This is a genomic window from Ruegeria sp. HKCCD7221, assembly GCF_013031225.1.
GTDB lineage: Bacteria > Pseudomonadota > Alphaproteobacteria > Rhodobacterales > Rhodobacteraceae > Ruegeria.
Window position 1 is genome coordinate 255,749 of record NZ_WPZE01000003.1, and the last position, 20,546, is coordinate 276,294.

Sequence of the window (20,546 nt, forward strand, 5' to 3'; positions counted from 1 at the left end):
GAGTGCGGGGGCCTTGAGGTATCAGTCAAATTCAAATAAATTGATTAAAGTTCAGAAAAACTGAAGTATGCCTATCAAGATTGAGACATTGCGGTGCTTTTGCACCGTGGCGCAAACCGGCAACCTGATGGAGGCCGCCGATCGGCTGGGCAGAACTCAGTCCGCCATTTCAATGACGCTGAAGCAGTTTGAAGATCACCTTGGTAAGAAGCTCTTCGAAGGTGAGCGCAAAAACCGCCTGTCCCCGCTGGGTAAGCAGGTGTTTGACTTGAGCCTGAAGCAACTGCGTCAGTTCGATCAGGCGGTTCTGGATATCGAAGCCGCTGTGAACGCTGAACACGGATTGTTGCGGATCGTATCCGTGCCATCGGTGGCGGCAATCGTATTTCCCAAAGTTTTGCAGCACATGACGCAGAATTTTCCGGGCGTGAAGGTCGAACTGCGGGATACGGATACCGCGCAAGTGCTGGACGCGTTGACCGAAGGAAAGGCTGATATAGGCATTGCTTCGGGGCACCATGCGTTGAACGGTGTGACGGCTCTGCCGCTGTTTGAAGACAGGTTTGGCCTTGTCTGTGCCGTGGACCACCCCTTGATGACACAAACTAGCCCGCTGGTGATTGACGATATTCTATCGGTGCCGTTCATTCGGAATGCGCTGTGTGACTTGATCCAGTCGCCGCGTCTTCATGAGGCGATCGGACAGGCCGAAATCACCATTCACAACACACATTCCTTGATCACTATGGTCCGGACAGGGAATTGGGTGACGGTTCTGCCGCAGACCGTCGCCGATTACATTCCTGAAGCAACGGCGTTCCGTCCGATCAAAGATCTGCCGGAACAACGGCAGGTCTATTTGTATGTAAGCGAACGGTCTCGCTTTCCTGATCTGACCAATGCGACAATCGAATTTATTCTGTCGCACGGCACCTAGTCCGAGCCTGACTTTACATCTCCGGCAAAACGCGCTGCGTTTTCTTTTGCAAAGGCCGATGCGTCCGCCGCCGCGTCCCAGAACTGAGGATTTGCCTTGGGTATTGTCAGCGCCTTTTGAACAGCGGGGCGTGCGTCCATGCGTTCGAACCAGGCATTCAGATACGGCAAGCCATCGACCTCGACCCGGGCCCAGACATAGGCGCGCGCCCACGGGTAAAGCATCATATCAGCGATTGTGTACTCATCTGCGGCGATCCAGTCGCGCCCTTCCAGCCGGGTGTTCATGACTTCTAGCAACCTGCGGCTTTCGTCGACGTAGCGGCGGATCGAAAACGGCTCTTCGTGGCCGTTCGGGGCCGCGATATGCTGGAAATACATGGCCTGACCCATCATCGGACCAATATGGCCCACCTGAAAAAAGACCCACTGCATAACCTCGGACCGTTTGACCGGATCGGTTGGCAGGAACTTTCCGTACTTTTCGGCTAAATGCCACAAGATTGCGCCGCTTTCAAAGATCGCACGCCCCTCTGACCGATCAAAGATCGTAGGGATCTTGCCGTTGGGATTCAGCGCCAGATAGTCCGGGGCCTTTTGTTCCTGTCTTGAGAAGTTGATATGCGTCAGGTCGTAGGGAACGCCCGCTTCTTCCAAGAAGATGACGGGCTTGTATCCGTTCATCGTTCCAGCGGTGTAAAGATGAATATCAGGCTGCGACATCGTCTACCTCTGCGAATAAATGGGCAAAATGGGCTTCAAACCATAACTAATCTGTCTCGATCTTCGGAATTTTCAACGTGTTTACCGCCCACTTGGTCGGGCTGGCACTCAGTTTCCAGTGGCGAATTCATTCGGTTGTGAGCTATTTGAATATTGAGTTTGCGCGTGCTTTTTTCGATGGCCTGTATCGGCGCAGCGAAGCTTTGCCCGAGGCTTACACAGAATCCGAAGTTGTCAAATCGCAATAAACCGAAACAAATATATGATAATTTCGCATACGCTGTTTTGGTTTACGTAACGCTTGATGGGCGGCGCGCATGCGTGCTTGAATTTTCCTACCATTCCGGCACCTCAAGCCGTTGGTCAAAAAAACCGGAAAGCTATTGCTTTTTGATACTGTTTGCAAAGTGCGACACCGACCCAGATCGGACAAAAAACAGCACCGTGAACGCCCAACATGGAGAAACCTGATGAAAAAACTAGCCACGCTATTGGGAAGCGCAACAGTTGTCGCAGCCGGTCCTGCCATTGCTGCGGACATCGTGATCGGTGTGCCGAACTGGGCATCGGTGAATGCCACCGCGCATATCCTAGAAGTCGTTATCGAGGAAAACCTAGGCCTTGATGTGGAATTGCAGAACGGAACCAACCCAATTGTATTTGAGGCTATGGACAGCGGGTCGATGCACGTGCACCCCGAGGTCTGGATGCCGAACCAGCAAAACCTGCATGACACATACGTCAAGGATAACGGCACAGTCGTTATGAACGAAAACCCTGTGCAAGCCGAACAGGGTATGTGTGTTCCGACCTATATCGCCGAACAGCACGACATCAAATCTATTGATGATCTGAGCGACCCCGACAAGATAGCGATTTTTGACACGGACGGTAACGGCACGCCAGAAGTTTGGATCGGCGCGCCGGGCTGGGCCTCGACCGTGGTTGAGAAAATTCGGGCCAAGTCTTACGGTTATGACCAGGTTTTCGACCTGACCGAGTATGAAGAGACAATTGCCTATGCCAACCTCGCCAACGCGACCAAGGCAGGCGATCCGTGGATCGGGTTCTGCTATAGCCCCCACTACATCTTTGTGACGCAGGACCTGACAGTTCTGGAAGAGCCCGCGCATGATCCGGCCACGTGGACCATCGTTCAGCCGACCGATGATCCGGATTGGCTGGCCAAGTCTGAGGCATCTTCGGCATGGAATGGCGCGACACTCCATCTGCATTACGCCAAGGAGCTGGAGGAAAACTATCCCGAAGTGGCGGCCCTGTTCCGCAACTACCAGATGGAGGGCGACGACCTAAGCGCGATGGGTAAGGCGCTGGCTGTCGACAATGTCGAAGCGGCGGATTTCGCCCGGCAGTGGGTGGCGGATAACGAGGACACAGTCATCGGTTGGCTCACCAACTAACATCCAAAATCGGGGGGCCGTCGCGACAGTTCGCGGCGGCCCTTTGCTTATATGCCGGGGCAAAGCCCTGCACATGAGGGGCAAATGGACGAACCTGTCGTAAAACTGGAAAATGTCTGGAAGATCTTTGGCGCACGGGCAGAAGAGGCCATGGCCGCCGTTCGCAGCGAAGGCATTGGAAAACCTGAAGTTCTGGAGCGTTTCAACTGCGTTGTCGGCGTGCAGGGCGCAACCTTCGAAGTGCCGCGCGGCGAGATTTTCTGTATCATGGGCCTGTCGGGGTCTGGCAAGTCGACGCTGGTGCGTCACGTCAATCGCCTGATTGAGCCGACCGCAGGTAAGATCGAAATTTTGGGGCGGGATGTCTCAAAGATATCCGAGTCTGAATTGCGCCGCATCCGGGCGCAGCAGATCGGGATGGTCTTTCAGCACATGGCGCTGATGCCGCACCGTTCGGTGCGCGACAACGTGGCGTATCCTCTGGAAATCCGCAAAGTGCCGAAATCCAAGCGATGGGCGGTGTCTGACCATGCTCTCAGCCTCGTGAACCTGACCGGTTACGAAGATCGCCTGCCCAAAGAGCTTTCTGGCGGGATGCAGCAGCGCGTCGGTATTGCCCGCGCATTGGCCTCGGACCCGGAAATCTTGTTGATGGACGAGCCGTTCTCGGCGCTTGACCCATTGATCCGGTTGCAGTTGCAGGATCAGTTCAAGGCGCTGGTGGCGCAGCTCAAGAAGACGACCTTGTTCATCACGCACGACTTGGACGAGGCGATCCGGATCGGACATCGCATCGCAATCATGAAAGACGGTGTGATCGTTCAGATCGGCACTCCCGAAGATATCGTCATGAACCCTGCAGACGATTACGTGCGCGAATTTGTGCAGGGCATCTCGAAACTCAAACTCGTCAAAGCGCACTCGATCATGGAGCCGATGGGCAGCTATTCCGGGTCACTCAACGGCGCGCCGCGCGCGGATGAGGGCGCGGATCTGGACCAGTTGATCGACCTAGCGGTGAATACCGAGATGCCAGTGGTCATAACGGATGCAGGTAATGACGTGGGGATCGTGACCAAGCCGCGCCTGCTGCGTGGTATTCAAGGGGGCAAAAATGACTGACGCAACCACCGAGCTGAAAGTTACAGCCGCCTCTGATATCGAAGTCGACCGCGAGGCGCTGGACCGTTCGATCAAGGAATTCGTCGGACCGAATGGCGACTATTACGTCAACGCGTTTCACAAGATCCATGACGCAACTAGCCCTGTACCCAATACCTTCAACTTGTGGGCCGCCGTGCTGGGGCCATTCTGGTCGGCCTCGCGCGCGATCTGGGGGATGTTCTGGACCTTCCTGATCCTTGAGATCATCGCGTGGGTTCAGATTGGCCGGGGCGCCTGGGGCAATCCCGGCGCTGATTTTGCGGAACGGGCCGCGCGCCAACAGGAACGGGCGGCCGAGTTGATGGCACGTGCGGCGGATGCCACTGAAAAGGCCGATATCGACCGCTTTACCAAGCTGGCCGAGAACATCCAAAAAGCAGCGGACACCAGCCTTGAAAGGGCTGCCGCCGCGCAATCCGAAGCGGCGGGTATCCTGATCACTGGCCTGTTGATGTTGCTGGTTTTCAAACTGGTGCAGGGTTTCTACGCAGATCGGGTCTACGAAAAGCAATATTCGAAATGGCGGATTGATCCGGGCAGCACGGAAAGCGGACAGTCCAGAAGGAACACCGTGCTGGGCGCGGTTCTCATCGCCGCGATCGGCCCGTTGATCGTGTACAAATTCACGGTCAACGCATCGCTGCCCTTGCTGGATGCATTCCCGGAACAAGAGGTTTCCGCGATCTTTCTTGGCGAAGGCAACGGAACACTGTTTTCTGCCCTCGCCAGTTGGATGGAAGCCAAGATTGATGCTGCTGCAGCGGCGGGTGGAGACGTCTTTGACGGGATCGTGGCTGGCGTCCGCTCGGTTTTGGATGCGTTGACGATTGCGTTGATCGGGTCGCCTTGGCCCGTTGTCATGCTGGTCATTTGTGTCACCGCATGGCGTGCAGCAGGCCCTCGGGTTGCGATCTTCACCGCAGCGTCGCTGGCCTATATCGCGCTTCTTGGGTACTGGGACGTCGCAATGGAGACAGTGGCGCTTGTCGGCGCTGCCGTGATCCTGTGCGTGATCTTCGGCATCCCGCTGGGCATCTGGTTCGGGAAGTCCCAGCGCGCCTATCGTGCGGCAGAACCGGTGCTGGATTTGATGCAGACGCTGCCCGCCTTCGTCTACCTGATCCCGATCATCGCCTTCTTTGGCACCGGCAACCCGCCTGGCATTCTGGCCACGATCATCTTTGGCATGCCGCCGGTGATCCGCCTAACGGCTTTGGGGATGCGCGGCGTGCCGGAAAGCATCAAAGAGGCTGCGGTCGCCTTTGGGGCCTCGAAATGGCAGTTGCTGAAGGATGTCGAGATTCCGCTGGCCCTGCCCTCAATCATGACCGGGGTGAACCAGACGATCCTTATGTGCTTGTCGATGGTGGTGATCATCTCGCTGATCGGCGGTGGTGGTTTGGGCAAGGAAATCCTTGAGGCGCTGCAATACGCGGCCAAGGGTCCGGGTCTGCTGGGCGGCTTCGCCATCCTGTTCTGCGCCATGGTCATCGACCGGATCGTGCAGGGGGCTTTCCGGCGAGAAGACGAGAAAATCTGAGAATATGCGCCCCCGCCTGCCGGGGGCGTTTTTCTTGAAGGGGATGTAGATGACCGACCGCTATGAACAGTCGATGATGGATAACCTGTATTGGTGGGGCGTGCCGACCCTGTTCCGCTGTCCCAATACCGGCCCCGAGGGGCAGGATATCGCCTTGGTCGGCGTGCCCCATTCCACCGGCAACGGCACGACCGAGCGGGATCAGCACCTTGGCCCCCGCGCGCTGCGCCATGTCTCGGCCGTGCAGCGACGGGTGCATTCGGTGTTCGAAATCGACCCTTGGGCCCGCGCCAAGATTGCCGATGTAGGCGACGTGCCCTTTCCGCGCGCTAATGACAACGAGGACTGTATCGAACGCATCACGGGTTTTTACAAGGACATCGACGCAGCGGGGGCGCGGCCTGTGTCGGTGGGCGGAGATCACTCGATCACCGGCGGTATCGTGCAGGCGCTGGGGCGTGGTCAACTGGCTAAAGGTGAGCCGATCAGCTTCCTGCATCTGGATGCGCATACGGATGTGTTCACCAAGGTCGATCACTTTCTGGGGGCCAAGAAATCCGCCGCCCATTGGGGCGCCTATCTGGCCGATCAGGGGCAAGTTGATCCAACGCGGTCCATGCAGATCGGCCTGCGAGGTCACCCGCGCAGTCTGGACTGGCTGCAACCGTCCTATGACTATGGCTACAACATCGTCACCATGCGCGAGTTCCGACAGCGCGGGCTTGCGGATGTAGTGGCGCAGACGCGTGAAGTGTTGGGCGATCGCCCGGTCTATATCACCTTTGATCTGGATTGCCTCGACCCCACTGTCGCGCCCGCGGTGTCCAATCTGGAGCCGGGCGAGAAGGGGTTTGATATTGACGAAGCCGTGGGTATTTTGCGGGCCGCGCGCGGGCTGAATATCGTGGGCGGAGACGTGGTTTGCATGATGCCCACCAAGGACAGCCCCAACAATATCACCGCCCTGACGGCAGCGGCGGTGATGTTCGAGATGATCTCGATGATCGCCGAAAACGTCAGCTAGCGCCGCGCCTCGACGGCCTGCGCCAGAACACAGAGCAGTTCGAACATCAGCGAAATCCCCAGCCACGCGGTGCCGCCCGAGGCGTCGAAGGGGGGTGAGACCTCGACCAAATCGGCCCCCACAAGGTTCACTCCGGCCATCTGGCGGATCACCTGCTGGGCCTGAAAACTGTTCGGGCCGCCGATCTCGGGGGTGCCGGTGCCGGGCGCAAAGGTGGGGTCAACGAAGTCGATGTCATAGGTGCAATAGGTCGGCGCATCACCCACAATACCGCGCACTTCGGCCATGACATCGCCGATGCCGCGGTCGAACAGTTCTTCGATTCGGATGATACGGATGCCCTGCGCCTCGCCCCATTCGATATCCTCGGTGTTATAGGCGGTGCCGCGAATGCCCACCTGAACAAAGCGTTCGGGATCGACTAAGCCCTCTTCAACGGCCCGGCGGAACGGGGTGCCATGGGTGAACTTATGCCCGCCAAAATAGCTGTCAAAAAGGTCGGTATGGCTGTCGAACTGGATCAGCCCCAGCGGGCCGGATTTGGCCAGCGCGCGCAGAACGGGCAAGGTGGTCAGGTGATCCCCTCCGGCGGTCAGGGGGGTGATGCCGCGAGCGGTTAGGTCGGTGTAGAACGATGCCACGCGGTCCAGCGTATCCTCGATATCCACCGGGTTCGGGGCCACGTCGCCCAGATCGGCGCAGTTCATCATCGCAAAGGGCGCAACCCCGGTTACAGGGTTCATTGCGCGGATCATGGTCGAGTAATCCCGCAACTGGCGCGGCCCGTGGCGCGCACCGGGACGGTTTGTGGTGCCGCCGTCCCATGGAATGCCGACCAGCCCGATATCAACCTCGGCGATCCGCGCGTGATCCAGCGTCATGCCTGGCAAGCGCATGAAGGTCGGCACGCCCGCGAAACGCGCCAGTTCCATGGATGAGACGGGCTGAAAGAAGGGGTCGGTCATCGGGGCCTCATTCGTCATCAATCCCGCCGACCCTAGCCGCCGGGTGTCAGTTGGGGAAGATCAATCAAGGATACGGAACCGGGCGCGGATGTTCGCATCTTGTTCAGGTGTCAAATACTGGGGGTGGTGCGTGGCCAAGATCTCTTTCGCGTGGGCGCGGGCGGTGGTCCATGCGTCAGTTGCGCCTTCATCCGCCCAAGTGCGCGGCTCGGTCCGGTCGGCGAGTTCGGGGTAGTAATAATCGCGCTCCATCGCGTCATAGGTGTGAGTGCTGCCCAGAAAGTGCCCGTCGCCCAGAACCGACTGGCAAATCGCCTCGAGCCCAAGGTTTTCCTCGGTCACTTCGATTCCGCGCAGGGCGCGATAGGTGTGGGCATGCATTTCATTGTCCAGCACGAAGCCCTCGAAACTGGCCCCCAGCAGCGATGCGGTCATGCCCGAGCTTTCATAGATCAGGTTCCCGCCCGCCAGCGCCGCCGCCAAAGAGGTGATGCCTTTCTCCGCCCCGTATTGCGCATCAATCGCCTTGGCATCGGTCATCGAGGCCGCCACACCTGACGGCAGCCCCAACCAATTGGAAATCTGCGCCGAGGCTGCGTTCAGAATCGCCGTCTCGCCACTGCCGCCCGCAAAAGACCCGGTGCGCAGGTCCACGATGAAGGGCCAGTTGGAAAACACCATCGGAAAGCCCGGTTTGATCGTGTTGACCATGACAAGGCTGGCCAGTGTTTCGGCCAGCGATTGCGCCAGAAACCCGGCCAGCGTGGCCGGGGCCGTCGCACCGGCTTGTGCCGCAGTGATGCAGGACATGGGGATGTTATGGGTGACGCATTCATAGACCACGTCCACCGCATCCTCGCCATAGCGCAGGGGCGAGATGACCGGGCTGATATGCGCCTTCAGGAACGGGCGCGCGGCGAACGCGCCGGGGCCTCCGGCGACGATATCCAGCATCTTGACGATGGGCGCGACATGTTCAGCCAGCGTAAAGGACGTGGCAATTGGTTTGGTGGTGTTGCGGATCAGCGCATAAACGGTGTTGACGTCCAGATCGAAATTGTTGGGCACGTCGGTCGCCACGCAGCACCGGGTGAACCAGCTGACATTGGGCAGCGTGTCCTGTAGCCGGGTGAAATCATGCAAATCGGTCAGGGTTGAGGGGCGATATAGCCCCGTGTCGATATCCAGCGTCTGAACCGCCGCGCCGCCGGTGCCGAAATACACCCGGTCTCCGCCCACCTCGATCGAACGCGAGGGATCGCGGCCGTGAAAGGTGAATTGTTTGGGGGCGGATTGAATGGCCTGTTCGACCATGGCGCGCGGGAACAGCAATCGGTCGTCAGGTCCGGGTCTCGCCCCTGCTGCGCGCAGGTCGCGGGCCAGCCGATCAGGTACCTCTCCCATCCCGAGGGTTTCCAGCAGGCGCAGGGCGGAATCGTAAATCTGCGTGATCTCAAGGTCGGTCAGCGGCTTAAAGGCGCCACCGATCTGACCGGGCGGGCAGGGATCAATCACAGGGGCCGCCGCGCGCTTCGCGTGCCGGGCGCGTCTACCGCTTCGTTTGCTGCCCGTGCTCATCCGGTTCCTTTCTTGCCCTGTTCCCTGAACCCTAAGCGCGGGTTCACGCGCTTGGCAAAGGCCAAGTGCAATTTGCAGAATCCGCAATCGCGGTTTCGATTTTTCAATACAAGCACTGGGTGGCTTGTCGCGGGCGCGCATTGTTCCGCAAGACTTGTGCGCAGCAAAGCAGGAGCCACGTCCATGAAATCACGCACCAAAGTCGTTGTCATCGGAGGCGGGATTGCAGGCTGTTCGACCCTTTATCATCTGACGCAGGAGGGGTGGAGCGATGTGGTTCTGGTCGAGCGGAACGAGCTGACCTCGGGCACCACATGGCATTCGGCGGCGCAGGTGACGAACTTTGGAATGAACCAGACGATGGTCGGGCTGAAATCGCACTCGATCCGGCTGTATAAGGAACTGGCCGAAGACCCGGATTATCCGATCAATTATCACCATGGCGACGGCGGCATCCGGCTGGCCAATACCGAAGCGCAGATGCAGGGCTATCGCCATTTCGCATCAATAGCGCGTGGGATGGACGTGCAGTTCGAGGTGATTGATGCCAAGGAATGTGCGCGCCGCCACCCTCTGATCTCGACCGAGAATCTGATTGGCGGGCTGTGGGATCCGATGGACGGCGATATCGACCCCGCCCAGCTGTGTCAGGCGTTGGCGCGCCGGGCCCGCAAGGCAGGGGCCGAGGTGTATCGCAACACGCCGGTTATCGGGCTGAAACAGCACGCCGATGACACATGGACGGTGAAGACCGAAAAGGGCGATATCGACTGCGATATCGTCGTCAACGCGGGTGGCTATCGCGTGAACGAGGTGGGCGCGATGATGGGGGTGCATCATCCCGTCGCCTCGATGGAGCATCAGTATTTCCTGACCGAAGAGATTCCGGCCATTCGCGATGCCAGCCACAGGATGCCTCTGCTGCGATGCCCGATCAGCGATTACTACTGTCGGCAGGAAAAGAACGGGTTGTTGCTGGGGTTCTACGAACAGGATTGCAAGACATGGGGTATGGACGGGATCGACCCCAACTTCGTCAATGCGCTGTGCCCCGACGATTTGGACCGCGTGACGGATGTGCTGGAGGGCGCTTTTGCCCGGATGCCCGCGCTGATGGAGGTGGGCGTGCATACGGTGGTCAACGGCCCGATCACCTATACGATCGACGGTGCGCCTTTGGTCGGGCCGATCCCGGGCAAGCGCAATGCGTTCTGTATCATCGGCCTGCGCGCCGGTCTGGGCGAGGGCGGCGGCCACGGCTGGCTATTGGCGCAACAGATCGTGCATGGCGAGGCGTGTTACGACACGTGGTGCCTTGATCCCCGCCGGTTTACGGGGCACGCGAATGTCGAACTGACGGCGCTAAAAGCCATCGAGGATTACCAAAACGAGTTCCGCTTTCACTTTCCGCATGAACACCGCCCCGCCGGGCGACCCGCTAAGACGACCCCTCTGACCCCGGTTCTGGCGGCTGAGGGGGCCGAGTTCACCGTGGTCAACGGGTGGGAGAGGGTGGATTACATCAAGCCATCGCCCGATTTCGCGCCCAGCCACAGTTTCGATTTTGACGAAACCTTCGATCTGGTGGCCGCCGAGGTTGCCAATGTCCAGACCAATGTGGGGCTGGCCGAGGTGAACGGTTTCAATCGGATCGAGATAACGGGTGCAGATCGTCACGCATTTCTGGATCGGATGTTCTGTGGCGCGGTTACCCGCCGCGACGGGCGTGTAGGGCTGGGTTATCTTCTGAACCATCACGGTATGATCAAAGCCGAGGCGACGGTGGCCAATCTGCCCGCCAGTGACCGGGGCCTTGAACGTATCTGGTACGGATCGGCAGCGGCCAGCGAATTTCACGACATGGACTGGCTGACCAGCCATTTGCGGGCTGACGAAGACGTCCACCTGCGTAGCCTGACAAACGATCAGACCATCCTGATCCTTGCTGGCCCCAAGGCGCGCGATGTCCTGTCCGCCTGCGCCCGCGGCGACTGGTCGGCCCAGGCGTTCCCATGGCTCAGCGTTCGCGAGTGTTTTGTCGGGATCGCCCCAGCCACCGTTATGGGTGTTAGTTTCTCGGGCGAACTGGCCTATGAAATTCATGTGCCCAACGCATCGCTCTATGCTGCGTACTTGGCTTTACGTCAGGCCGGTGAACCCATGGGCATGAAGTTGTTTGGCGCACGCGCTGTCGACTCGATGCGTATGGAGAAAAGCTTCCTGCATTGGAAATCCGACTTAATTACAGAGTTTGATCCTTTTGAAACCGGCTTGGATCGGTTCGTGAAGCTGGACAAAGGCAACTTTACTGGGCGCAAGGCATTGGAGGCGCGGCAAACGGACGGACCTCGCAAAAAGCTGGTTGTCTTGCAGGTGCTCACATCGCAAGGCCCCGCGCATCCCGGAGCGTCGCTCATGCAGGGGGATAGGGTGGTTGGTACGGTCACGTCTGGCGAATGGGGGCATCGAGTCGGCCTTAACCTGGCGCATGGATTTGTTGAGCCGGATCTGGCCGAAATCGGCAGCGAAATGGTGTTGGACCGTTGTGGCGAGCATGTGGCGGTCACCGTCGTCCCGGCCTCGCCCTACGACCCAAATCTTGAACGGGCTCGGTCTTAGGTTAGGGCCGAATAAACAACATCACCATTGCCGAACGGACATTTCTCTGCTTGGCTTGTTTCGAGGTAATCGAAACAATGGACGGTTGCTGTGTCTAAATCTCTAAGCCTCCGCTGGCTGGAAGTGTTTCAACTGATCGCCAAGTCAGGGTCGATCCAACAGGTCGCGTCGGAAACGGGCTTGTCCATCAGTACTGTCTCAAACCACCTGCGCAGTCTTGAACGTGCGCTTGGCATCGAACTGGTAGACCATGGTCGCCGCCCAATGGGGCTGACCCCGGCCGGAGAGGTTTTCGCGCGTTATGTCCGAGATGGCCTGACGGTATTGAAACGGGGTGAGGCTGAAATCCGAACCGGAAACTGGCGCCACGCGACCGATCTGAGGCTGGCCCTGATCGACGATTTCGACAACCAGATCGCGCCTGATCTGTTCCGGTTTCTGGCTCAGGCGTTGCCGCGCTGTAACTTTCGACACTACACCCGCCCCAGCCATGAGATCATCGCCAAACTTCAAGAGCATAAGCTGGACGCTGGGGTCGCCACGCGGCCATCAGAACGCACAGAGGGGTTGATCGAATACCCGCTGATGCGCGACCCTTTTATCGTCATTTTACCTAGTAGCATTGAAGTTCAGCCCGAAGAACTGTTTGAGCCGGATGCAAACCTTCCGCTGTTGAGATATTCGCGGGATTATATGATCGGTAAACAGATCGAAATTCAGTTGACCCGTAGCAAGTACAATTTGCCGAACCGGTTCGAACTGGAATGCAATCAGTCGATCATTGGGCTGGTTGCCGAGGGCGCGGGATGGGCGATTACCACTGCCGCGTGTTTCCACCGCGCTCAGCGATTTCATGACAGCGTCAAAGCAATGCCTTTTCCGGGCCGGAACTTTGTGCGGACCGTGTCTTTGTTTACCACCGAGGTCTATCCCGAAACGACATCGGCTTTGATCCAGAAGGCGATGGAAAAGCTGATACGCCAGCACTTTACCGAACCTATGTGCAAAAAACATATCTGGCTCAAAAATGAATTCAGGACGATGGAGGCCGAGGCAGCTTAAGTTTTGCCCGGCGGCCCAAGCGATTGACCTTCGATGATACTGGTGTCGAGCTGTTCGCCCTGATCCGTGACCTGTTTTTCGACCATCTCGACCAGTTGCAGGGCGGCCTTGCGCCCCATCTCGCGATGTGGAACGTGTACAGTTGTCAGGGCCGGGCTAACAATTCGGGCCAATTCGATGTCGTCAAATCCGGTGATTGAAACATCCTTGGGAACGCGCAGCCCGATTTCTTGAGCCCGCCGCAGCGCGCCAACGGCTAAGACGTCGTTACCGCAAAGGATGGCTGTCGGGCGCGAAGCTTGGCCTATCAACTGGGAAAACGCCTGGGCCCCGCATTCAATTTCGTAAGGCGTTTCGATGATTGTCAGATCCGAAACGTCTAATCCGTTCTGCCGCGTGGCGTCTTTTACGCCTTCGATCCGCAGGCGCGCGCGATCGTTGCCTGCGCTGACGCCGGAAATCACGCCAAGATGCGTGTGGCCCATGGCAATGACACGGTTTGCCAATGCGCACATCGCCGCGCGGTTGTCGAACCCGATCGAGGGGACCGGCGCATCTGGCGCAAAAGACCACGCGACCAGGGTAGGGATATTTCGACGGTCCAGAAACTCATAAATCTTTGGGTCGCGGTCATGGCCAATCAGCAAAAGCCCATCCGCGCCCCGCGCCGCGAGCGTCCTGATTTGTTCTTCCTCGATGTCTGGCTTGTAGGCCGAGCTTGAAACCAAAAGGGTATATCCGTGCTGGTGCAACTCTTCCTGAAAGGCTTGCAGCCCGCGCGCGAATATTGCGTTCTCCATTGTCGGGATGATCGCACCAATGGTGAATGTACGTTTGGCGGCCATCACCTGTGCAGCAAAATTCGGTGTATAGCCCAAGGCATCAACAGCCGATTGAACGCGTTCCCGCGTCGCCTTGACGACACGGTTGGGGCTGTTGAGGCAGCGCGAGACAGTCGCCGTCGAAACGCCCGCCATCTTGGCCACATCGTCCAGCGTTGGTGCCGCCCCCAATTTCGACATTATCAAACCCGCAATTCACTTTTGCCAATAAGTCTAATCTCAACGGGCCCCCAAGGAAAGCAGATATGTAAGCGCTTGCATTTTTGATGTAAGCGCTTACAAATGACTTTGGGCCGAATCCGAAGGGAGTCCGGAAAAGTGTTTCTGACCGCATCCATCATCGTGTTTGTCATCTACTTCGCGAACGTGGCTTTGGGTGCTTTTGCAGGCAGTGCCTTTCTTGGGGACGTGGGTGAGATGTTGGTCCTGTTCGCGGCGTCGATCCTGTTCGTTGTCGCAATTCTGAAAAAGGAGGCTGACCGCGACGCAGAAAGCGACGGCTGACTTTTTTGCTTGGGAGGGCAATCAATGAACAACGAAAAAACTGAACTGGCGTCGGCCGAGCGCCGCAATTTCCTGAAGCTCAGCGCCACGGGGGCGTTCACGGCGGCGCTGGTTGCCGGGGCGGGGGGCGTGCTGTGGTCATCCGAGGCCGCAGCGCAAACCGCCAAAGAAGAGAGCGAACGCGAAAAGGCGGCGGATCACGTGATGACCATCGCTACAGCCTATGTGCTGGGTGCATCACGCAGTTATCCGATCATGCAGTTGGATCTGAAGGAAAACATCCAGAACGCCACTAATGGCAAGGTCTATGTCAAGCTGGCCCCCGGTGGACAGTTGGGTGCAGGCGGATCTTTGGTGCAAAAGGTTCAGGGCGGCACTATTCAGGCCGCGCAACACTCGCTGTCGAATTTCGCGCCGTTTGCGTCGACCGTTGACCTGATCAACATGCCATATCTGTGCGGTTCGAACCAGAAATTCACCAATCTTGTGAATTCGGACACGTGGAAAAACGAAGTCCATCCCAAGGTCGAAGCTGCCGGGTTCAAGGCGTTGTTCTACGTCGTAATCGACCCCCGCGTTGTTGCCGTGCGGCAGGGCGGTAATGCTATTATCACTCCGGGTGACATGAGCGGCATTAAGTTTCGCGTGCCGGGATCCAAGATGTTGCAGCAGTATTATCGCATGGTCGGCGCAAACCCGACGCCCGTCGCTTGGGGTGAGACCCCCTCGGCCATCAAGCAGGGCGTCGCGGATGCGCTTGATCCATCTGTGGGCGCGCTGTTCGTCTTTGGTTTCAAGGACATCCTCAGCCACGTGACCTTTACGCAGGCCGTGCCGGACAGTCAGGTCTATTCCTGCAATCTGGAGTGGTTCAATTCGATGCCGGCGGACGTACAGGAAGGCATCATGTGGGCGTCCGAAATGACGAGCCACCAGAACCTTGCCAAAGTGCCCTCGGCCCGCGCCTATGCAATGGCTGAACTGAACAAGGCGGGTGTCGAGTTCCACTCGCTCAGCTCTGACCAACTGGCCGAGTGGGAAAGCGTCGGTGGATATCAGAACGCCGATTGGGATCCGTTCAAGACGGAACTGGCCGGATCGATGGATGCGTTCGAGAAATTGGTCGAGGCCGCAGGGACCCAAGGCAAGTATTTCGTCCACGACGCCTGATCGACCGTCACAACCTCATGCAGTCAGGCCGGTAAACGCCCGGACCAGAAGGCGCGCGTCTGACTGCCTGCACGCCGAGGGAACAGATGACCTTACTTCAAAACATAGACCGCAACGCCGAACGCTGGCTGCTGCTGGTGTTCTACGTGATGCTGGTCATCACCATGGCCATCGAGGTCCTGCGGCGCGAAATTTTCGCGTATTCGTCGATCTGGGGCGAAGAGATCGTTCGCTATTCCTTTATCTACCTTGCTTGGATTGGTGCAGCGGCGGCGGTCAAGGAACGTGCCCATATCCGCATCGACGTGATCATGCATTATCTCGGGCCGCGTCCCAAGGCGCTGCTGTATATCTTTGGCGATCTGGTGATGTTCGGCGTGGCCGTCATCGCGCTTTATTGGTCGTACGAGGCTGTGCATGTTTCGGCCAAGTTCGGCTCGGTCACGGATGGGCTGCGCGTGTCAAAGGTCTGGTTCCTGATGGCCGTGCCCACCGGTTTTGCGCTGATGATCTGGCGGCTGATCCAGTCGCTGATGCGCGATCTGAAATGCCTGAGGGACGGCAAGCCCGTCTTCGAAGGCGATAAGCTGTTTGACTGAGGGGACACGCGATGCTTTGGGGTTCCCTTAATCAAACCGTTGAACTGGGATGGGATTTTTACCTGCCGGTGATCCTGTTCGTTGGCCTGATTGCACTGGCCGTACCCGTCTGGGCGGCCATCGGTACGGCGGCCATCGTGATGCTAATTATGTCGGGCGATCTGCCGCTCAGCCTTGTGGGTGAAAGTCTGTTCACCGGCATCGACGCCTTTGCCCTGACTGCCGTGCCGCTGTTCATCCTGACGGGCGACGTGCTGGTCCGAACGGGGCTGTCGCGCAAATTCCTGGATGTGGCCGAGGCGCTGACGTGTTTTGCCAAGGGCGGGTTTGGCTCGGCTACCGTTCTGGTCTGCGGCATGTTCGCCGCCATCTCGGGCTCGGACGCGGCGGGTGCTGCTGCTGTGGGCCGAATGACGATCAACCGACTGGTCGAAAGCGGCTATCCCCGCCCCTATGCCTGTGCGCTGGTGGCTGCCGGGGCCTGTACCGGCATCCTGATCCCGCCATCGATCGCTTATATCATCATTGGTCTGGTGCTGGGGATTTCCGCATCGACCCTGTTTCTGGCGGCGTTGATCCCCGGACTGGCCATTTTGGTCTCGATCCTTGTGACCAACATCATCATGAACCGCATCTACGCCTATGAGGGCGGCGGAATGATGACCATGGGCGAGTGGTTGGCCAATCTGGGCAAGGCGCTGAAATCCGGCTGGTACGCTTTCATCGTGCCGGGGATAATCTTCTACGGCATCTTCTCGGGCCGCCTGACCCCGACCGAGGCGGGCGCGACCGCCGTGGTTGTCACCATTATCATGGGCTTCATCCTGCGCACCCTGACGCTGGCCGACTTTCCGTCAATGTTGGTCAGTTCGGCCAAGGTAAACGGGGTGATCCTGCCGATCATCGCCTTTTCCGCGCCCTTGGCCGAGGCGTTGGCGATCATGGGTGTGCCGCAGGGCTTTGTGACCGCCGTGACCTCGTTGACTGACGATCCATATCTGCTGATCCTGCTGATGATCGGCATCCTGATCGCGGCCGGATGTGTGATGGAAACGACGCCGAATATCGTGATCCTTGCACCGATCCTGAAACCGCTGGCGGATAACATCGGCATGAATGAGATCCAGTTCTGCATCATGATGATCACTGCGCTGGGCGTCGGGTTCATTACGCCCCCATTAGGGCTGAACCTGTTCGTGGTCTCGGGGATTACCGGCGAGTCGATCCTCAAGATTGCAGCCCGTGCCGTTCCTTTTGTTTTGACAATGCTGATCGTGGTTATTCTGATCGCCTATGTTCCGGCTGTGTCGACCACGCTGCTTCCTGAAATCTACCAATAGGGTTTTCCAACCATGCCGCGCGAGTATTTGAAAAAAGCGACGCTAACCCCGCTGTCTCATGCAACCGAGGTGCATGACACGGTGAAGACAATCCTTGCCGATATCGAAACGGGTGGCGACGCCAAGGCCATGGAATACGCGGCGAAGTTCGACAAGTTCGAGGGCAACGTGCTGATGACTCAGGCCGAGATTGACGCGGCCATCGCGCGGGTGCCCGAAAAGCTGAAGGCCGACATCCGGTTTGCCCATGACAACGTGCGTCGCTTTGCCGAAACGCAAAAAGCAACCGTTTCCGACGTTGAGATGGAGATCGTGCCCGGTTTCGTCGCAGGGCAAAAGGCGATCCCGGTGGATGCGGCGGGTTGTTATGTGCCCGGCGGACGGTATAGCCACATCGCCAGCGCGATCATGACGGTGACGACGGCAAAGGTGGCCGGGTGCCGCCATATCACCGCGTGTTCTCCTCCAAAACCCGGAGAAGGGGTTGCCCCGGCCATTGTCTATGCCGCACATATCTGCGGGGCCGATAGCATTCTGGCCATGGGTGGGGTGCAGGGCGTGGCTGCGATGACCTATGGCCTGTTCGGACTGCCGCGCGCGAATATCCTTGTGGGCCCCGGCAATCAGTTCGTGGCCGAGGCCAAGCGTATCCTCTATGGCAAGGTCGGCATCGACATGATCGCAGGACCGACCGACAGCTTGATCCTTGCGGATAAATCCGCCGACGCGCATGTGGTGGCAACCGATTTGGTCAGTCAGGCCGAACATGGGTATAACTCACCCGTCTGGCTGGTGACGGATGATCGGGCTTTGGCGCAAAAAGTGATGGAGCTGGTTCCCACCTTGATCGCAGACCTGCCCGAATTGAACCGCGAAAACGCCTCTGCCGCGTGGCGGGATTATGCCGAAGTGATTGTCTGCTCGGATCGCGAGGAAATGGCCGCCTGTTCCGACGCCTACGCGCCCGAACATCTGACCGTTCAGGCCGAGGATCTGGATTGGTGGCTGGATCGGCTGACCTGCTATGGCTCCTTGTTTTTGGGTGAAGAAACCACGGTTTCCTATGGCGATAAGGCAACGGGGACGAACCATGTTCTGCCGACATCGGGCGCGGCCAGCTATACTGGTGGCTTGAGCGTTCACAAATACATGAAGATCGTCACGTGGCAGCGTGCAACAAGGGAAGGGTCCAAGCCTATTGCCGTCGCAACCGCCCGCATTTCTCGGCTGGAAGGGATGGAAGGCCATGCACGTGCCGCAGACGTGCGTTTGGCCAAGTATTTCCCCGACGAACAATTTGACCTGACCGCAGATGGATGACCCGCGCGCGCTTTTTGACCTGAGAGGCAGAGTTGCCTGTGTAACCGGTGCAAGCTCGGGCCTAGGGCGACAGGTGGCCAAGGTTCTGGCGGCTGCGGGGGCGCAGGTTGTGGGCGTTGCGCGCCGATCCGAGGCTTTGGTCGGGCTGATCGAAGAGATCGACGAAAATGCCGATGCGGTCGTCGCCGACATTTCAGACAGATCGCGTGTGGATGCACTGACGCGGGAAGTCTCGGCCAAGTTTGGTGCGCCGGATATCCTCGTCCACGCGGCTGGGTTGAACACCCGTGAGACAGCCGATGACGTGACCCCCGAGGGGTGGGATCAGACATTGGCTGTGAATCTCAGCGCACCATTTTTTATAAGCCAGTCGATGGTTCCTGAGATGAAAAAAAAGGGGTGGGGCCGTATCGTGAATTTCGCCTCGCTACAGACGACGCGCGCCTTTCCGGGTGGTGTTTCCTATGGTGCCACGAAGGCGGGGATAGGCCAATTGACCCGTGCAATGGCCGAGGCATGGTCGCCCTTCGGCATCACGGCCAATGCAATAGGGCCGGGGTTCTTCCCAACCGATCTGACGCGCGCCGTTTTTGATGATCCTGACCGCGCGGAACGTAATGCGGCCCAGACCTGTATTCGCCGCAATGGCGAATTGGCGGACATCAACGGCCCGATCTTGTTTTTGTGCTCGCGCGCGTCGGACTATGTCACCGGGCAGGTGCTGATGGTTGATGGGGGGTTCACCGCAAAATGAAGGCTTTGGTCTATGAAGGTGTCGAACACGTGGCCTATCGGGATGTCCCGGATGCCAAGCCCAATCCGGGCGAGCACCTCATCCGGATCCAAGCGGTCGGGATCTGCGGGTCGGACATGCACGCCTATCTGGGCCATGATGCGCGTCGACCGGCACCGTTGATCCTTGGACATGAGGCGGCTGGCGTTATTGTAGGCGGCCCTCGTGACGGCGCGCGGGTTACCATTAACCCGCTGGTTTCCTGTGGACGTTGTAGTGCTTGTTCTGCTGGGCGCGAAAACCTGTGCCCGGACCGTCAGATCATCTCAATGCCGCCCCGTGAAGGTGCTTTTGCACAGTTTGTTGCCATGCCAGAACGAAATTTGATCGAGGTGCCGCAGCATGTCAGCCTTTCACAGGCTGTTTTGGCGGAACCGCTGGCCGTGGGGTGGCATGCGGCGCGCCTTGGGCTTGAGGCGTTGCATTCATCCATGGAGCGTCGCGCGCTGGTGTTGGGCGGCGGCGCCATCGGGGTTGCCGCTGCGCTGGCCCTGTCCGCAATGGGGGTCGAAAACGTTCAGATTGTTGAGCCAAACACATTGCGACGCGCATATCTGCAAAATGCGATCCCTTTTGAGCTAGTCGCTGAAACCACCGATACGTTTCCGCTGATCATTGATGCGGTCGGGTTTGCCGCGACCCGCGCGACGGCCTCCGCTCTGGCACAGCCGGGCGGGGTGATCGCTCATGCGGGTTTGGGTGAGGATAGCGGCGGGCTGGATGTGCGCCGTATGACCTTGCAGGAAATCACGTTTTTCGGCACCTATACATATACGGCTGAGGATTTCCGAGAAACCGCACAGGCCATTTTTGATGGCCGTCTGGGTGCGCTTGACTGGGTCGAGGCACGCGCGTTGTCTGACGGCGCGCGCGCATTCCAGGATCTGCGGAGGGGTGCGGTTTCCGCGCCCAAGATCATCCTCGCGCCATGGGAGTAGGAGGCTTT

Annotated in this window: 18 protein-coding genes; 14 read left to right on the forward strand and 4 right to left on the reverse strand. The window is 58.5% G+C overall.

Annotated elements, in window-relative coordinates; all coding sequences use genetic code 11:
* Positions 1 to 67: 67 nt before the first annotated feature.
* Positions 68 to 937, forward strand: coding sequence for a LysR family transcriptional regulator (locus tag GOX73_RS10335; RefSeq protein ID WP_171126157.1), 870 nt, complete (start codon positions 68 to 70; stop codon positions 935 to 937).
* On the opposite strand, the gene GOX73_RS10340 is transcribed toward GOX73_RS10335, so the two are convergent.
* Complete coding sequence (locus tag GOX73_RS10340; protein WP_171126156.1) at positions 934 to 1,659, reverse strand: glutathione S-transferase family protein; 726 nt, start codon at positions 1,657 to 1,659, stop codon at positions 934 to 936. The genes GOX73_RS10335 and GOX73_RS10340 overlap by 4 nt on opposite strands.
* 470 nt (positions 1,660 to 2,129) lie before the next feature.
* Here GOX73_RS10340 and GOX73_RS10345 point away from each other — a divergent pair, with 470 nt between their 5' ends.
* The 4 genes from GOX73_RS10345 to GOX73_RS10360 all read left to right on the forward strand — a co-directional run bounded on the left by GOX73_RS10345 (position 2,130) and on the right by GOX73_RS10360 (position 6,808).
* Positions 2,130 to 3,080: a glycine betaine ABC transporter substrate-binding protein gene (locus GOX73_RS10345; protein WP_171126155.1), complete on the forward strand. Its 951-nt coding sequence runs from the start codon at positions 2,130 to 2,132 to the stop codon at positions 3,078 to 3,080.
* Positions 3,081 to 3,164: 84 nt separating this feature from the next.
* Positions 3,165 to 4,202 carry a glycine betaine/L-proline ABC transporter ATP-binding protein gene (locus GOX73_RS10350; RefSeq protein WP_171126154.1) on the forward strand — a complete coding sequence of 346 codons (1,038 nt, stop codon included), beginning with the start codon at positions 3,165 to 3,167 and terminating at the stop codon, positions 4,200 to 4,202.
* On the forward strand, positions 4,195 to 5,784 hold the full coding sequence (locus GOX73_RS10355; protein ID WP_171126152.1) for a proline/glycine betaine ABC transporter permease: 1,590 nt from the start codon (positions 4,195 to 4,197) through the stop codon (positions 5,782 to 5,784). The genes GOX73_RS10350 and GOX73_RS10355 overlap by 8 nt, the downstream gene beginning before the upstream one ends.
* Before the next feature lie 49 nt (positions 5,785 to 5,833).
* The gene (locus GOX73_RS10360) at positions 5,834 to 6,808 is read left to right on the forward strand and encodes an arginase family protein (protein WP_171126149.1); all 975 of its coding nucleotides are present in this window, start codon (positions 5,834 to 5,836) and stop codon (positions 6,806 to 6,808) included.
* Here the strand turns inward: GOX73_RS10360 and GOX73_RS10365 are convergent.
* Together GOX73_RS10365 and GOX73_RS10370 are read right to left on the reverse strand one after the other, a co-directional pair.
* Positions 6,805 to 7,773, reverse strand: a complete 969-nt coding sequence (locus GOX73_RS10365) for an agmatinase (protein ID WP_171126147.1) — start codon at positions 7,771 to 7,773, stop codon at positions 6,805 to 6,807. The genes GOX73_RS10360 and GOX73_RS10365 overlap by 4 nt on opposite strands.
* A gap of 60 nt (positions 7,774 to 7,833) precedes the next feature.
* Positions 7,834 to 9,351 carry a trimethylamine methyltransferase family protein gene (locus GOX73_RS10370; RefSeq protein ID WP_171126145.1) on the reverse strand — a complete coding sequence of 506 codons (1,518 nt, stop codon included), beginning with the start codon at positions 9,349 to 9,351 and terminating at the stop codon, positions 7,834 to 7,836.
* Positions 9,352 to 9,534: 183 nt separating this feature from the next.
* On the opposite strand from GOX73_RS10370, the gene GOX73_RS10375 reads away from it, so the two are divergent.
* Both GOX73_RS10375 and GOX73_RS10380 read left to right on the forward strand, forming a co-directional pair.
* Entirely contained in the window at positions 9,535 to 11,970 is a 2,436-nt protein-coding gene (locus tag GOX73_RS10375) for an FAD-dependent oxidoreductase (protein ID WP_171126143.1), read from the forward strand.
* Between the two features lie 90 nt (positions 11,971 to 12,060).
* Positions 12,061 to 13,032 (forward strand): LysR family transcriptional regulator, encoded by a 972-nt coding sequence (locus tag GOX73_RS10380; RefSeq protein ID WP_171123460.1) that lies wholly within the window; start codon positions 12,061 to 12,063, stop codon positions 13,030 to 13,032.
* On the opposite strand, the gene GOX73_RS10385 is transcribed toward GOX73_RS10380, so the two are convergent.
* A complete protein-coding gene (locus GOX73_RS10385; protein ID WP_171126141.1) occupies positions 13,029 to 14,054 on the reverse strand; it encodes a LacI family DNA-binding transcriptional regulator in 1,026 nt (341 codons plus the stop codon). The two genes, GOX73_RS10380 and GOX73_RS10385, sit on opposite strands and share 4 nt — an antisense overlap.
* Positions 14,055 to 14,192: 138 nt before the next feature.
* Between GOX73_RS10385 and GOX73_RS10390 the strand changes: the two genes are divergently transcribed.
* From GOX73_RS10390 to GOX73_RS10420, 7 genes are all read left to right on the forward strand, one after another.
* A complete protein-coding gene (locus GOX73_RS10390) occupies positions 14,193 to 14,378 on the forward strand; it encodes a hypothetical protein (protein WP_171126139.1) in 186 nt (61 codons plus the stop codon).
* A 24-nt stretch (positions 14,379 to 14,402) separates the two neighbouring features.
* Entirely contained in the window at positions 14,403 to 15,548 is a 1,146-nt protein-coding gene (locus GOX73_RS10395) for a TRAP transporter substrate-binding protein (protein WP_171123454.1), read from the forward strand.
* Positions 15,549 to 15,634: 86 nt separating this feature from the next.
* Complete coding sequence (locus tag GOX73_RS10400) at positions 15,635 to 16,147, forward strand: TRAP transporter small permease (protein WP_171123452.1); 513 nt, start codon at positions 15,635 to 15,637, stop codon at positions 16,145 to 16,147.
* An 11-nt stretch (positions 16,148 to 16,158) separates the two neighbouring features.
* Positions 16,159 to 17,487, forward strand: coding sequence for a TRAP transporter large permease (locus GOX73_RS10405; RefSeq protein WP_171123450.1), 1,329 nt, complete (start codon positions 16,159 to 16,161; stop codon positions 17,485 to 17,487).
* Positions 17,488 to 17,499: 12 nt separating this feature from the next.
* Positions 17,500 to 18,807: a histidinol dehydrogenase gene (gene hisD / locus GOX73_RS10410; protein ID WP_171126136.1), complete on the forward strand. Its 1,308-nt coding sequence runs from the start codon at positions 17,500 to 17,502 to the stop codon at positions 18,805 to 18,807.
* Positions 18,800 to 19,561 carry an SDR family NAD(P)-dependent oxidoreductase gene (locus tag GOX73_RS10415; RefSeq protein WP_171126134.1) on the forward strand — a complete coding sequence of 254 codons (762 nt, stop codon included), beginning with the start codon at positions 18,800 to 18,802 and terminating at the stop codon, positions 19,559 to 19,561. The genes hisD and GOX73_RS10415 overlap by 8 nt, the downstream gene beginning before the upstream one ends.
* Positions 19,558 to 20,538 carry an alcohol dehydrogenase catalytic domain-containing protein gene (locus GOX73_RS10420; RefSeq protein WP_171126132.1) on the forward strand — a complete coding sequence of 327 codons (981 nt, stop codon included), beginning with the start codon at positions 19,558 to 19,560 and terminating at the stop codon, positions 20,536 to 20,538. The genes GOX73_RS10415 and GOX73_RS10420 overlap by 4 nt, the downstream gene beginning before the upstream one ends.
* Positions 20,539 to 20,546 lie beyond the last annotated feature (8 nt).

Excerpts from the sequence above, each read along its gene's own strand:
- GOX73_RS10335 (WP_171126157.1), top strand. The coding sequence starts at position 68 with ATGCCTATCAAGATTGAGACATTGCGGTGCTTTTGCACCGTGGCGCAA.
- GOX73_RS10340 (WP_171126156.1), bottom strand. The coding sequence starts at position 1,659 with ATGTCGCAGCCTGATATTCATCTTTACACCGCTGGAACGATGAACGGA.
- GOX73_RS10345 (WP_171126155.1), top strand. The coding sequence starts at position 2,130 with ATGAAAAAACTAGCCACGCTATTGGGAAGCGCAACAGTTGTCGCAGCC.
- GOX73_RS10350 (WP_171126154.1), top strand. The coding sequence starts at position 3,165 with ATGGACGAACCTGTCGTAAAACTGGAAAATGTCTGGAAGATCTTTGGC.
- GOX73_RS10355 (WP_171126152.1), top strand. The coding sequence starts at position 4,195 with ATGACTGACGCAACCACCGAGCTGAAAGTTACAGCCGCCTCTGATATC.
- GOX73_RS10360 (WP_171126149.1), top strand. The coding sequence starts at position 5,834 with ATGACCGACCGCTATGAACAGTCGATGATGGATAACCTGTATTGGTGG.
- GOX73_RS10365 (WP_171126147.1), bottom strand. The coding sequence starts at position 7,773 with ATGACCGACCCCTTCTTTCAGCCCGTCTCATCCATGGAACTGGCGCGT.
- GOX73_RS10370 (WP_171126145.1), bottom strand. The coding sequence starts at position 9,351 with ATGAGCACGGGCAGCAAACGAAGCGGTAGACGCGCCCGGCACGCGAAG.
- GOX73_RS10375 (WP_171126143.1), top strand. The coding sequence starts at position 9,535 with ATGAAATCACGCACCAAAGTCGTTGTCATCGGAGGCGGGATTGCAGGC.
- GOX73_RS10385 (WP_171126141.1), bottom strand. The coding sequence starts at position 14,054 with ATGTCGAAATTGGGGGCGGCACCAACGCTGGACGATGTGGCCAAGATG.
- GOX73_RS10395 (WP_171123454.1), top strand. The coding sequence starts at position 14,403 with ATGAACAACGAAAAAACTGAACTGGCGTCGGCCGAGCGCCGCAATTTC.
- GOX73_RS10400 (WP_171123452.1), top strand. The coding sequence starts at position 15,635 with ATGACCTTACTTCAAAACATAGACCGCAACGCCGAACGCTGGCTGCTG.
- GOX73_RS10405 (WP_171123450.1), top strand. The coding sequence starts at position 16,159 with ATGCTTTGGGGTTCCCTTAATCAAACCGTTGAACTGGGATGGGATTTT.
- hisD (WP_171126136.1), top strand. The coding sequence starts at position 17,500 with ATGCCGCGCGAGTATTTGAAAAAAGCGACGCTAACCCCGCTGTCTCAT.
- GOX73_RS10415 (WP_171126134.1), top strand. The coding sequence starts at position 18,800 with ATGGATGACCCGCGCGCGCTTTTTGACCTGAGAGGCAGAGTTGCCTGT.
- GOX73_RS10420 (WP_171126132.1), top strand. The coding sequence starts at position 19,558 with ATGAAGGCTTTGGTCTATGAAGGTGTCGAACACGTGGCCTATCGGGAT.